The 13,093-nt window shown below is 73.7% G+C and carries 9 protein-coding genes; 3 read left to right on the top strand and 6 right to left on the bottom strand.

Annotated features, from left to right (window positions below; genetic code table 11):
- Together ABZ914_RS33755 and ABZ914_RS33750 are read left to right on the top strand one after the other, a co-directional pair.
- The coding region (locus ABZ914_RS33755) for a hypothetical protein (protein WP_500198230.1) at positions 1–1,135 on the top strand (1,135 nt) is incomplete at its 5' end.
- Positions 1,132–2,574, top strand: coding sequence for a M48 family metallopeptidase (locus ABZ914_RS33750; protein ID WP_500198228.1), 1,443 nt, complete (start codon positions 1,132–1,134; stop codon positions 2,572–2,574). The genes ABZ914_RS33755 and ABZ914_RS33750, both read left to right, overlap by 4 nt.
- A gap of 433 nt (positions 2,575–3,007) precedes the next feature.
- Here ABZ914_RS33750 and ABZ914_RS33745 read toward each other — a convergent pair whose 3' ends face one another.
- From ABZ914_RS33745 to mfd, 6 genes are all read right to left on the bottom strand, one after another.
- On the bottom strand, positions 3,008–3,208 hold the full coding sequence (locus ABZ914_RS33745) for a hypothetical protein (protein WP_500198227.1): 201 nt from the start codon (positions 3,206–3,208) through the stop codon (positions 3,008–3,010).
- A gap of 60 nt (positions 3,209–3,268) precedes the next feature.
- Positions 3,269–4,213, bottom strand: a complete 945-nt coding sequence (locus ABZ914_RS33740; protein WP_500198225.1) for an NADP-dependent oxidoreductase — start codon at positions 4,211–4,213, stop codon at positions 3,269–3,271.
- A gap of 86 nt (positions 4,214–4,299) precedes the next feature.
- Positions 4,300–6,690, bottom strand: a complete 2,391-nt coding sequence (locus ABZ914_RS33735; RefSeq protein ID WP_500198224.1) for a penicillin-binding protein — start codon at positions 6,688–6,690, stop codon at positions 4,300–4,302.
- 70 nt (positions 6,691–6,760) lie between these two features.
- A complete protein-coding gene (locus ABZ914_RS33730; protein ID WP_500198223.1) occupies positions 6,761–7,735 on the bottom strand; it encodes a nucleoside triphosphate pyrophosphohydrolase in 975 nt (324 codons plus the stop codon).
- Positions 7,736–7,831: 96 nt separating this feature from the next.
- Positions 7,832–8,500, bottom strand: coding sequence for a hypothetical protein (locus tag ABZ914_RS33725; protein WP_500198222.1), 669 nt, complete (start codon positions 8,498–8,500; stop codon positions 7,832–7,834).
- 87 nt (positions 8,501–8,587) lie between these two features.
- Entirely contained in the window at positions 8,588–12,208 is a 3,621-nt protein-coding gene (mfd, locus tag ABZ914_RS33720) for a transcription-repair coupling factor (protein ID WP_500198221.1), read from the bottom strand.
- 217 nt (positions 12,209–12,425) lie between these two features.
- Here mfd and ABZ914_RS33715 point away from each other — a divergent pair.
- Positions 12,426–13,093, top strand: a 668-nt coding sequence (locus ABZ914_RS33715; protein WP_500198220.1) for a class I SAM-dependent methyltransferase, incomplete at its 3' end; no start/stop codon positions are given.

Here is a 13,093-nt window from a genome sequence, read left to right as displayed (position 1 = left end):
CGCCGCCCGCACCGCCCGGCCCACCGCGCCGTTCGACCCGGACACGGCGCGCGCCGTCCTGGCGAACCGGTCCCGCGCCGTCGCGGCCGGCGACCGCACCGCCTTCCTCGCCACGGTCTCCTCGGCGCCCGCCGCGTTCCAGGACGCCCAGGCCCGGCTCTACGACAACCTCCGCAGGCTCCCCCTGGACGGCTGGACGGAGCGGTTCGCGGGCACCGAGTCGGCGAACGCAGAGGGCGGCGCCGCCGTCGTCCGCGTCGAGACCCGGTACCGGCTGCACGGCTTCGACCGCGCCGACGTCGCCCGCACCCGCCACCTCACGTTCGCGCCCCGCTCCGGCGCCTGGACGGTCGTCGGCGACGGCTCGGCCCTCGGCTACCACGACGACGCCGAGATCTGGGACGCCGGGCCGCTGAGCGTCGTCAGGGGCCGCGCCAGCCTCGTCGTCGGCGACGGCGGCGGGCTGAAGGGCATCGCCGAGCGCCTCGACGCGGCCGTCCCGGTCGTCACCGGCGTCGTCGGGAAGGGCTGGGCGCAGCGGGCCGTCGCGCTGGTCCCCGCAGACGAGCGGCTCGCCGCCTCCCTCGCCGGGCCGGACGAGAGCCTCGGTCAGATCGCCGCGCTCGCCACTGTCGCGCCGTCCGCGGGCGGCGGCCGCGGCGAGGACCGCGTCATCGTCTCCCCCGGCACCTTCGGCCGGCTCAACGAGCTCGGCCGCACCGTCGTGCTCACCCACGAGCTGACCCACGTCGCGACCGGCGGCGCCACCGACCGCACCACCCCGCTGTGGCTCATCGAGGGGTTCGCCGACTACGTCGGCTACAAGCACGCGAAGGTGAGCGTACGGTCGGCCGCCAGCGAGCTGCGCCGCGAGCTGCGGTCGGGCCGGGTGCCGTCCGCGCTGCCCACCGCCGCCGACTTCGCCGGCTCCTCCGACCATCTCTCCCAGGCCTACCAGGAGTCCTGGCTCGCCTGCCGGATGGTCGCCGGCCGGTACGGTGAGGCGACGCTCGTCCGGCTGTACCGGGCCGCCGGGCGGGCCTCCGAGGCCGCCGCGCTGCGCTCCGTGCTCGGCCTCACCCGGGACCGCTTCGTCGCGCTGTGGCGCGACTACCTGAAGAAGGAGCTCACATGAGCGAGGGAGACGGCGGCGAGCCGTCGGTCGCCGAACACCCCCGCCGCCCGGACGCCGGCCCGGACGGCCGCGCGTCCGCCGGCGGGACGCGGGGTCCGCGCCGCGCCGCCGCCGTCGCGGCCGTCCTGCTATTCGCCGGCGTCGCCGCCGTCCTCGGCCTCACCACCCCGTGGAACCCGCTGCCCGGCCACGTCCCCGGCGGGCACGTGCGGGCCGACCCCTCCCTCGACTTCACTCCGCGCGAGATCGCCCGAGCGAAGGCGTTCGACGGCGCCGTCAACCCGCCCGCCTACTCCGGGCTCGTCGTCGGCCTCGCCGTGGTCCTGGTCCTCGGCTTCACGCCGCTCGGCTCCCGGTTCATCGGCTGGACGACCGCGCGCGTCCGCCGCCGTCCCCTGCGCGTCGCCGCCGCGGCCGTCGCCCTCACCACGCTGCTGCGCGTCCTCGGCCTCCCGTTCGACATCTGGAGCGAATCGGTCCTGCGCCGCTACGGGCTGTCCACCCAGAGCTGGCCCTCGTGGGCCGTCGACCAGCTCAAGTCCCTCGGCGTCACCTGGGTCATCTACACGATCGCGCTGCTCCTGCTGTACGCGGTCGTCCGCCGCTTCCCGCGCTACTGGTGGACGGGCGCCGCCGCGGGCGGGTTCGTGCTCGTCGTCGCGGTGTCGTTCATCTACCCGGTCGCGGTCGAGCCGGTCTTCAACAAGTTCCACTCGCTGCCCGCCGGTCAGCTGCGCACCGACCTGCTCGCCATGGCGAAACGCGACGGGGTGCCGGTCAAGGACGTCCTCGTCGCCGACGCGTCGCGCCGGACGACCTCGCTGAACGCCTACGTGTCCGGGTTCGGCTCGACGCGCCGCATCGTCCTGTACGACACGCTGCTGAAGTCGCCGCGCCCGCAGATCGAGTCGATCGTCGGGCACGAGCTGGGCCACGCCAAGCGCAACGACGTGCTGTGGGGCACCCTCGTGGGCGGGCTCGGCGTAGCGGGCGGCCTGTGCCTGCTCTACCTGCTGACGACGTCGCCGCGGCTGCTGCGCCGCGCCGGCGTCGACCCGGACGTCCCCGCCGTCCGCGACGCCCGGAGCACCGGCCCCGCCGACCCCCGCTCCATCGCGCTGGTCCTCGCGCTGGTCGCCGCCGGGACGCAGGTCGCCGCCCCGGTGCAGAACCTCGTCAGCCGCCGCATCGAGGCCCGCGCCGACGCGCACGCCCTCACCCTCACCCGCGACCCGTCCACGTTCGTCGCGATGCAGCACGAGCTGTCCGTCCGCAACATCGACGACCCGGACCCGAACTGGGCCGAGTACCTGCTCTGGATGACCCACCCATCCGGCCCCGACCGCATCGCCATGGCCCGCAACTGGTCCAAAATGCACCATGTCCCCATCCCGCCACCCTTGGCGCCAGGCGCAAAGGCGCCTTCCTTCCACGGGTGACGCGACGATCGCCGCATCGCTCCGACTCGCCCTGGGGGCTCGCTGCGCGATCAGGTTCTCGCAAGCTCGAACCTGGCTTCGCACGCGATCGCAACGCTGAGGTCGGTGCCGGCCGAGGCCAAGGACCGTCGGCCATCCGTAGCCGTCCATGCGCAGCGAGCCTGCCCGCCGGTTGAGGGGATTCCGGGAGGTCGGCCCTGGGCCAACACGGGCATGGCACGCGGAGCAGACACCAGCCCCCGGTTCAACCTCAACCCCCGGTGGCTTGAAGCCCGGCCACCGCCACGGGCAGGCACGCGGAGCGAGCGCCAGCGAGCGCAGCGGGCATGCCCGACGGTTGAGGGGCTGTTTCGCGCGGAGCTCTAGCGGAGCGCGAAACAGCCTCCCGACCGTGACGGGGGTTCCAGGGGGTCGCCCCCCTGGGCAAGCAGGGCTAGCTCAGTTCGTCCTGGAGGCGGCGGCGTTCGTTCTCCAGGGCTTCGATCTGGCCGGCGAGTTCCTCGCGGGCGGCGAGGTTCTGGCCGCCGTCGACGAAGTCGGTGGCGTCCGCCGACGGGGCGGGCAGCTCGGCGCGGAGCCGGGAGATGTTCGCGTCGAGGTCGCGGATCCGGGCGCGCTTCTCGTCGTCGTTCATGTCTGTCTCCTCACGGGGGTCTGTTCCGTGCTGCATGCCCGGACGGGCGCCGTGATCACCTCAGATCCGGATCACCGTCTTGCCGCGGGCCCCTCCGGCGCGGTTGTCGGCGAGCGCGTCGCCCGCCGCTTCCATCGGGACCTCGCGCTCGATCATCACCCGCAGCTCGCCCGCGTCGATGAGGTCGGAGAGCCGGTCCAGCAGTTCGGCGGACGGCGCGCCGACGTGGTTGACGCCGCGGTACCCCTGGGCCTCCATGGCGTCGGGGTTCACCGCCCAGGTCGTGCTGACGTAGGTGCCGCCGGGCCGCAGGAGCTGCGCGAGGCGCTCGGTGCCCTGGGTGTCGCTGGCCACGTCGAGGATCGCGTCGATGCCGTCGCCGTGCACGCGGAGCACCTGGTCGTTCAGGTCGCCCTGGGAGTGGTCGACGGTCTCGTCGGCGCCGAGGCGGCGGATCGTGCCCGCCATGTCGTCGCGGGCCGTGGCGATCACCTTGGCGCCGGTGAGCGCGGCGAGCTGCACGAGGGCCTGGCCGACGCCGCCGGTGGCGCCGACGACGAGGACGGTCTGCCCGGTGTCGACGTCCGCCTCGTCCACCATCGCCATCGCGGTGCCGCACGCCGTCGGCACCGCGGCGGCCTGCGTGTAGATCATCCCGGCGGGCATCCGGGTGACGGGGCCGTCCTCGGAGGCCAGCGCGTACTCGGCGTAGCTGCCGATGCCGCGCTCGACGTCGCGGAACATGCCGTAGACCTGCTCGCCGTGCCGCAGCCGGGTGACGCCCTCGCCGACGGCCTCGACGACGCCGGCGCCGTCCTGGCCGAGGATCAGCGGGAAGCGGGCCTCCAGTGCGTCCTTCAGCATCCCGTCGGCGATCTTCCAGTCGACCGGGTTGAGGCCCGCGGCGATCATCTTGACGAGGATCTCGCCGGGGCCGGGCTCCGGGCGCGGCAGGTGCGTGGGCGCCGGTGTGGCGCCGTATTCGGACACGGCGATGGCTCGCATGACGATCGTCCCCCCGATGGACCAGTACTGGGATCACCCCGTCGGATGATCTACCCCGGTACCCGACGATCACACAGGTGCGCAGGTCAGTGCGGGATTCCGTGGCGCGGGCCGCCGGCCTCGGCGCGGCGCTTGGGGCCGCCGCCGCCCTTGCTCGGACGCAGCGTGATCGTGTCGCCGGGCCGCGCCGACGACGGGGAGACCCGCGCGACGGTCCCCTTGGGGTAGTCGGACTTCACCGCGCCGCCGATCCGGACGGTGAACCCGGCGCCGCGCAGTTTCGCGGCGGCGTCCGCGACCTTCATCCCGCGGACGTCGGGCAGCCTGGCGCTCTCCTCGCCCGTCCCCTTGCTGAAGAAGTGCGACGGGGGCCGGACGAACGACGACGCGGGCGTGCCGGCCAGCGCGCCGGCCATGCTCTGCTGCCAGATCGGCGCGGGGATGGTCGCGCCGTAGACGGGGCCGAAGCAGCGGCCGTCCATGCACAGGTCCGACATGGGGTGCTGGTAGCCGCCGCGCGGGTCGCCGACCCAGACCGCGGCGGCCAGGTCCGGGGTGTAGCCGGCGAACCAGGCGGCGGAGAAGTTGTCGACGGTTCCGGTCTTGCCGGCAGCGGGTCGCCCGATGCCCTGGCCGGCGGCGGTGCCCTTGGTGAGCACGCCGCGCAGCACGTAGTTGACGGCGTCGGCGGTCTCCTTGTCCATGGCCTGCTCGCAGTGCGCGCTCGGCACCTTGAGGCGGTGCCCGGACGCGTCGGTGATCTGCGTGATCGCGATCGGCGAGCAGTACCGGCCGCGCGCTCCGAACGCGGCGTAGGCGGCGGCGAGACGGACGGGCGAGACGGGGTTGATGCCGAGCGTGAACGACGGGTACTGCTGCAGCGGCTTGCCGGTGGCCTGCTTCATGCCGAGTTTCTCGGCCATCTTGACGGTGGGGCAGAGGCCGACCTTCTTCTCCAGCGCGAGGAAGAAGGTGTTCACCGAGTGCTGGGTGCCGGTGACGATGCTGAACGGCTTGCCGCCCTCGCCGTCGCCCGCGTTGTGCAGCGACGCGCCGGGGTCGCCGACCCGGCGGCCCTTGCAGTCGCGGTAGCCGACCGGCGTGTACTCCTTCGGCGCCATCAGCCGGGTGCCGAACGGCAGGCCCTGGTCGAGGGCGGCGGCCAGGGTGAACGCCTTGAACGTCGACCCGGCCTGCATCCCGATGCTGGAGCCGTGGTCGGCGTCCGCGGCGAAGTTGATCCAGGTCTTGCCGCGCACCTTGTCGGAGCCGAGCCTGCGGTCGACGGCCATCGCCGTGATCCGGCCGGTGCCGGGCTCCACCATCGCCTCGGCGGCGGCCTTGTGCGCCGAGTTCTTCGCCGGGACGTGCGCGTCGACGGCGCGCTGCGCGGCCTTCTGCGCCCGCCGGTCCAGGGTGGTGCGGATGGTGAGGCCGCCGCGTTTCAGCAGCTTCTCGCGGTCGCCGGACGTCTTGCCGAACACCGGGTTCGCGAGGATCTCCCGCTGCACGTAGTCGCAGAAGAACGGCGCCGAGCTGGTGACGCAGCCGCTCTTGACGTCCTGGACGTGCAGCCGGACCGGCTGCCGTTCGGTCGCGGCGGCGGTGGCCTGGTCGATGTAGCCGAGGTCGGCCATGCGCTGCAGGACGGTGTCGCGGCGCTTGCGGGCCGCCTCCGGGTGCCGTGTCGGGTCGTAGGCGAACGGGTACCGGACGACCCCGGCGAGCAGCGCCGACTCGGCGAGGTTCAGCTGGGAGGCGTGTTTGGAGAAGTACCGGCGGGACGCGGCCTCGATGCCGTAGGCGCCGGCGCCGTAGTAGGCGATGTTGAGGTAGCGGCGCAGGATCTCGTCCTTGGGGTAGCGCTTCTCCAGCGCCACCGCGTACCGCAGCTCGCGGATCTTCCGGGCCGCCGAGATCTCCTTGGCGGCGTCGCGCTCGGCGGCCGAGTCGGCCTGGGTGAGCAGCAGGTTCTTCACGTACTGCTGGGTGATGCCGGAGCCGCCCTGGGTGACCTCGCCGTTGCCGAGGTCACTGACGAGCGCGCGCAGCGTGCCCTGCGCGTCGATGGCGCCGTGCTCGTAGAAGCGGCTGTCCTCGATCGCCACGACGGCCTTGCGGACCACGGGCGCGATCCTGGCGAGCGGGACGTCCACCCGGTTCTGGTAGAAGAACGTCGCGAGCGTGGAGCCGTCGGCGGCGAGGATCCGGGACCGCTGCGGCACGCCGGAGGTGTCGAGGTCGGCGGGGACGCTGTCGAACCAGCGCGCCGAGTCGCGGGCGTTGACCCCGGCCGTGCAGGCCGTCGGCAGGACCATGAGCGCGACGAGCACCCCGGAGACGCCGCCGAGCACGCCCAGGCCGCGCAGCGCGCGCAACTTCTGGGCCGGCGTGGTGGAGGAGGTCAGCAGCCGCCGGCGACGGCGCACCGGTGACCGGTCCCCGTTCCCGCCGCCGCCCTCGGCCCCGTTCGGCACGCGCTCACTGTAGACGGGCGACTTCCGGCGGACCACCCCATCGGCGATGTTCCGCCCGCGATGTCCCGAATCAGTCGTGCGCCCGCCGCCGCTCCCACGCTCTGACACGATCGCGGAATACCCGGGATACGGCCCGCAACTCCGCTTCGGCGTCGAGTCCGCGATCAGCGGCCTCCCGAACCAGGGCGAACAGCCGTATTCCCAGGTCGTTCCCGGTGTCGGCGGCGGTCGGGGCCAGCTCGCCGGGAGCGCCCGCGCGGCCGGCGCGGCGCTGCAGCTGCGCGGCCAGCGACAGCGCCGGCTGGCCCATCGGGACGCCGTCCAGCGCGGACGCGTCCGCGCCGCTCTTCGCCGCCCGCTCGGCCGCCTTGATCTGCTCCCAGTTGGCGTTGACCTCGTCGGCGCCCGCCACCGCCACGTCCGCGAACACGTGCGGATGCCGCCGGACGAGCTTGTCGACGATCCCGGCGGCGACGTCGTCGATGGTGAACGCGGTGTCGTCGGTGCGCTCGGCGGCCACCTCGGAGTGGAACGCCACCTGCATCAGCACGTCGCCGAGCTCCTCGCGCAGCGCGCCGTAGTCGCCGTTCTCGATGGTGTCGAGCACCTCGTAGGACTCTTCGAGCAGGTACGGGACGAGCGTCTCGTGCGTCTGCTCCCGGTCCCACGGGCACTCGCGCCGCAGCCGCTCCATCACCGCGACCAGGTCGAGCAGCCGCGCGCCGGGCAGGTCGTAGGAGCCGTGCAGCACCTCGACGTCCAGCGGGTCACCGACGACGAGGGCGCCGACCGCGCGCATCAGGTCCTCGTCGCCCTCGGGCGCCGCGATCCACACGACGTCGGCCTGCCGCGCGGCGGCGACGAGCGCGGCCGGGTCCGGGACGGCGGTCTCCTCGGCGGTCACGCCGGCGTCGCGCAGGTACGGCAGGAGCGGATGGGCGGGGCGGGCGAGCACCCGCCCCGCCGACCGCAGCGCGTCCCACGCCTTCCAGGTCAGCAGGCCGGGCGCGACCCGGTGCGTGGTCGCCAGCAGCGTCAGGCTCATGCGCGCGTCCCCCGCCGGAGGAGGACCCCCCGGTCCACTTCGATCATGCGAGCCGCCTGCGGGGGGACGGCCCCCGCACCCCCCGGTTCGCTTCGCTCATGTGTTCGACGTACCCGTTTCCGCCGACGACAGGTCGTACACGACCGGGCCGATGTCGACCTTGGCCGCGTCGTACCGGCCGAACCGCGGGTTGATCTTGATGTGCATGCCGGCGGCGGTCCGCTGGAACAGCTCGCCCCACTGCTGCGCGGCCTGCGCGGTCAGCGGGCTCTGCGCGTTGTTCAGGTCGGCGCCGAACTTCTGCATCACCGCGGTCTGCGTCGCGATGAACCGCGCGAGGTCGCGGGCGCGCGACCGCGGCAGCCCGCTGGCCAGCGTGATCGAGCCGGCGCCGCCCCGCTGGTCCATCAGCGCGGTGGTCCGGTCGGCCAGCCCGTCCGGCACCGACACGCCCGCCTGGCGGGCGACCCGGTCGGCGACGCGGAAGTTCACCAGCAGGCTCAGCGCGCCCTGCATGTCCGTCTCGGAATCCTGGTCGCCGAGGCCCGGCGCGAGACCGCTGGAGTTCGCCCGGATCTGGTTGGCGACCGGGTCGTCCTTGAACTGGCCGCGCCAGTCCCGGACGGTGTGGTCGAGGGAGGTGACGGTGATGCGGTCGCCGCCGACGAGGGCGGCGGTGCCGACGCGGGTCTGGCCGCCGCAGCCGGCCAGCGCGCCGGCCGCCACCACGGCGGCCACCACGACCTTCACGGACTTACCGGGCACGGAATCCTCGTCTCGTCGTTCGTCGCTGTGCGTCGCCGGACGCGTCGGGACGGCCGTGGTCCTGATCGACCGGCGATCCGGTGCAGCCTATCCCCGCCCGGCGGACGCGGGCGAGACCTCCAGGAACAGCGCCTCGACCAGGTCGGTCGCCCACTTCAGCAGTTCCTGGTCGCGCAGCGGGCGGCCGCCGAGCGGCGCCGTCTTCGGCGCGGGCACCAGCAGCGTGTCGGTGGCGGGCTTCAGGATGCTCTTCGGGTACAGCCGCTGCAGCCTCACCTGCCTGGAGTCGGGCAGGTCCACCGGCGCGAACTTGATGAAGTTGCCCTGGACGGTGACGTCGCTCAGCCCCGCCCGGCGCGCCTTCGCGCGGAACCGCGCGACCTCCAGGAGGTTCAGCACCGGGACGGGCAGCGGACCGAACCGGTCCTTCAGCTCGTCGTGCACCGCGCCGATCTCGTCCTCGGACGTGATCGCGGCGATCCGCCGGTAGGCGTCCAGCCGCAGCCGCTCGCCCGGCACGTACTCGTGCGGCAGGTGCGCGTCGACGGGCAGCTCGACCTTGGTCTCGACGGCCTCGGGCTCGGCGCCGCCCTCCTTCAGATCCCGGACGGCCTCCCCGACCATCCGGACATACAGGTCGAACCCGACGCCCGCGACGTGCCCGGACTGCTCCGCGCCGAGGATGTTGCCCGCGCCGCGGATCTCCAGGTCCTTCATCGCGACGTACATGCCGGCGCCGACCTCGGTGTGCTGCGCGAGCGTCGCGAGCCGCTCGTGCGCGGTCTCGGTCAGCGGCTGCTCCGGCTGGTACAGGAAGTAGGCGTACGCGCGCTCCCGGCCGCGGCCGACGCGGCCGCGCAGCTGGTGCAGCTGCGACAGCCCGTACATGTCGGCGCGGTCGACGATCAGCGTGTTGGCGTTCGGGACGTCCAGCCCCGACTCCACGATCGTCGTGGCGACCAGCACGTCGTAGTTCTTCTCCCAGAAGTCGACCATGACCTTCTCGAGCTCGTGCTCGTTCATCTGGCCGTGCGCGGTCGCGACCCGCGCCTCCGGGACGAGCCGGGCGATGTTCGCCGCGACCTTGTCGATCGACCGGACCCGGTTGTGCACGAAGAACACCTGGCCCTCGCGCAGCAGCTCGCGGCGGATCGCGGCGGCGATCTGCTTCTCCTCGTACGGGCCGACGAACGTCAGCACCGGGTGCCGCTCCTCCGGCGGCGTGAGGATCGTGGACATCTCGCGGATGCCGGTGAGGCCCATCTCCAGCGTCCGCGGGATCGGCGTCGCCGACATGGCGAGCACGTCGACCTGCGTGCGGAGCCGCTTCAGCTCCTCCTTGTGCTCGACGCCGAACCGCTGCTCCTCGTCGATGATCACCAGGCCGAGCTTCTTGAACTTCGTCTGCGCCGACAGGATGCGGTGCGTGCCGACCACCACGTCCACGGTGCCGTCGGCGAGCCCCTGCAGCGTCGCGGCGATCTCCCCGTCGGTCTGGAACCGGCTGATCGGCTTCACCACGACCGGGAACGCCGCGAACCGCTCGGTGAACGTCGACAGGTGCTGCTGGACGAGCAGCGTCGTCGGCACCAGCACCGCGACCTGCATGCCGTCCTGGACGGCCTTGAACGCCGCGCGGACCGCGATCTCGGTCTTGCCGTAGCCGACGTCGCCGCAGATCAGCCGGTCCATCGGGACCGGCTTCTCCATGTCGCCCTTCACCTCGTCGATGGCGGCGAGCTGGTCGGGCGTCTCCACGTAGGGGAAGGCGTCCTCCAGCTCGCGCTGCCACGGGGTGTCGGCGCCGAACGCGTGCCCGGGGCTCGCCATCCGCGCCGAGTACAGCCGGATCAGCTCCCCGGCGATCTGCTTGACGGCCTTGCGGGCGCGGGACTTGGCCTTCTGCCAGTCGGCGCCGCCGAGCCGGTGCAGGCTGGGCGCCTCGCCGCCGACGTAGCGGGTCAGCTCCTCCAGCTGGTCGGTCGGGACGAACAGCCGGTCGCTCTTGGCGTACTCCAGGATCAGGTACTCGCGGGTGGCGCCCTGCACCGTCCGGCTGACCATCTCCACGTACCGGCCCACGCCGTGCTGCTCGTGGACGACGTAGTCGCCGGGCTTGAGCTGCAGCAGGTCGATGCCGCCGCGGCGCCGCGACGGCATCCGCCGGACGTCCTTGGTGGACGACTTCTGCCCGGACAGGTCGGTCTCGGTCAGCACCGCGAGCTTGACCGGCTCCCAGGTGAAGCCGTTCTCCAGCAGCCCCGTGGTGACGGTGACGACGGACGGCTCGGGCGGCGCGGCCACGTCGGCGAGCCGCGCGCCGACGCCCTCCTCGCCGACGAGCTGGACGAGCCGCTCGGCGGGCCCGTGCCCGGCGGTGACCAGGACGACGCGCCAGCCGGCGTCGATCCAGCCCTTGAGGTCGCCGACGACGCGGGTGGTGTCGCCCCGGTACGCCTCGGCGGCGTGCACGCCGAGGTTCAGCACCTCGCCCGCGGCGTCCGGGTCGAACGCGTCGGACGCGTCCCCGGCGGCCGCGCCGGGGGTGAGGGCGGTGACGCTCCAGCGCGGCAGGCCCAGCTCGGTGCTGTGCTCGCGGACCTCCTCCAGCGACCGGAACGCGGCGGCGCCGAGGTCGATGGGCGCCTCGCCGCCCGCGGCGGCGTTGACCCAGCTGGCCTCCAGGAACTCCTGGCTGGTGCGGACGAGCTCGACCGACCGGGTGCGGATCCGCTCCGGCTCGCACACCAGCAGCGCCGAGCCGTCCGGCAGCAGGTCGGTGAGCAGTTCCATGCTCTCGGCGAGGACGGGCGAGAACGCCTCCATGCCCTCGACGGTGTCGCCGTCGGCGATCCGGCCGAGGATCTCCTCCAGCGCCGGATGCTCCTCGGCCAGCAGCTTCGCGCGCTCGCGGACCTTCTCGGTGAGCGGCAGCTCGCGGCACGGCGGGGCCCACAGGCCGTCCTGCGCGACCTCGAGGGACCGCTGGTCGGCGGCCTTGAAGTAGCGGATCTCCTCGACGGTGTCGCCCCAGAACTCCACCCGCAGCGGGTGCTCCTCGGTGGGCGGGAACACGTCGAGGATGCCGCCGCGCACCGCGATCTCGCCGCGCTTCTCCACCAGGTCGACGCGGTGGTACCCGGCGTCGACGAGGCGGCGGACGGCGTCGTCCATGTCGGCGTCCTCGCCGGACACCAGCCGGACCGGCTCCAGGTCGGCGAGGCCCGACACGATCGGCTGCAGGACGGCGCGGATCGGCGTGACGACGACGTCCAGCGCCCCGCCCTTGACGCCCGCGGCGCCGGGCTCGCGGGCCTCCTCCTCGGTGGGCGCGTCCGCCGCGTCCGGGTGGACGAGGCGGCGCAGCACGGCGAGCCGCTGCCCGACCGTGTCCGAGCGCGGCGACAGCTTCTCGTGCGGCAGCGTCTCCCAGGCCGGGAAGTGCGCCACCCGGCCGGCGCCGATCAGGCTGGTCAGCGCGGCGGTGAGGTCCTCGGCCTCGCGGCCCGTCGCGGTCACCGCCAGCACGACGCCGTGCCGCCCGCCGGGACCGGCGGAGCGCGCGCCGACCGCGCGGCTCAGCGCCGCGGCGAGGATCGGCCAGGTGGCGGGGGGCGCGACGACCTCGGTGTCGACGCGCGCCCGCTTCAGCGCGCGCTCGAGGTCAGGATCGGCGCACGCAAGGTCAACAAGTCCAGAAAGCGTCATCTTCGCCCGTAAGTTCGCATTCACCCCGAGGGGCAGGGCAGCCCGAAGAACCGGAATCCGTGAGCGGACCCGGCATCGCGTCCCAGACTACGCGCCCGCGCACGCCCTCGCGCTGGCGACGCCGGAGGACGCCGCCGGTCGCGGAGGGCGACACGGCGGTTACCAAGAATAGGCAAATAGCGGACAGAGCGCAGTCGAGCGGTTACGCTGCGAAACTGTGACCGATCTGCGTACGCCGCCGGTCAACGACGGCGATCTCTTCTCAGAACGCGCAAGGCAGTACGCACTGGAGAAGCCCCTGCAGCGGATCCACATCCTGGAGGCGGGCTGCGGCTGGGGCGCGGGGCTGGACCTCGGCGACCGTGAATGCCTGGTGACCGGGGTCGACCTGGAGTCCCCCGAGCTGCGCGCGCACGCCTGCGAGCGGCCCGACCTCGACGAGTGGCACCTCGGCGACCTCCGCACGGTGCCGATGCCGCCGCGCGCCTACGACATCGTCCACGCGACCTACCTCGTCGAGCGGGTCCCGCACGCCGAGCTGGTCCTCGACCGGTTCGTCGCGGCGCTCAAGCCGGGCGGGCTGCTGCTGGTCCACCTGCGCGACCGCAACACCGCGTTCGGGTTCCTCGACCGGCACCTGCCGCGCTGGATGCACGCCTCGGGGCGGCGCCGGAAGCCGCGTCCCGCCCGGGCGGCGCGCGGCGCCCACGCCCGCGTCCCCGCCGAGAGCCCGGCGCCTTTCCCGGCGGGGGGCGCGGCGGACGCCGCCGTCCCGCCGCCCGCGGGCACCGCCGTGGCCCAGCCGGACGCGCCGGACGTACCGGACGCAGACGCGGCCGGGCGGGTGCGGCGGGTGGGGCGGGGGGCCCCGGCGGCCGAGGCGCG

Source organism: Spirillospora sp. NPDC046719 (assembly GCF_040645715.1).
GTDB lineage: Bacteria > Actinomycetota > Actinomycetes > Streptosporangiales > Streptosporangiaceae > Spirillospora.
This window is presented reverse-complemented; position numbering and strand designations above follow the sequence as displayed.

Coding starts and splice junctions, on each gene's coding strand:
- ABZ914_RS33750 (WP_500198228.1), top strand. CDS start 1,132: ATGAGCGAGGGAGACGGCGGCGAGCCGTCGGTCGCCGAACACCCCCGC.
- ABZ914_RS33745 (WP_500198227.1), bottom strand. CDS start 3,208: ATGAACGACGACGAGAAGCGCGCCCGGATCCGCGACCTCGACGCGAAC.
- ABZ914_RS33740 (WP_500198225.1), bottom strand. CDS start 4,213: ATGCGAGCCATCGCCGTGTCCGAATACGGCGCCACACCGGCGCCCACG.
- ABZ914_RS33730 (WP_500198223.1), bottom strand. CDS start 7,735: ATGAGCCTGACGCTGCTGGCGACCACGCACCGGGTCGCGCCCGGCCTG.
- mfd (WP_500198221.1), bottom strand. CDS start 12,208: ATGACGCTTTCTGGACTTGTTGACCTTGCGTGCGCCGATCCTGACCTC.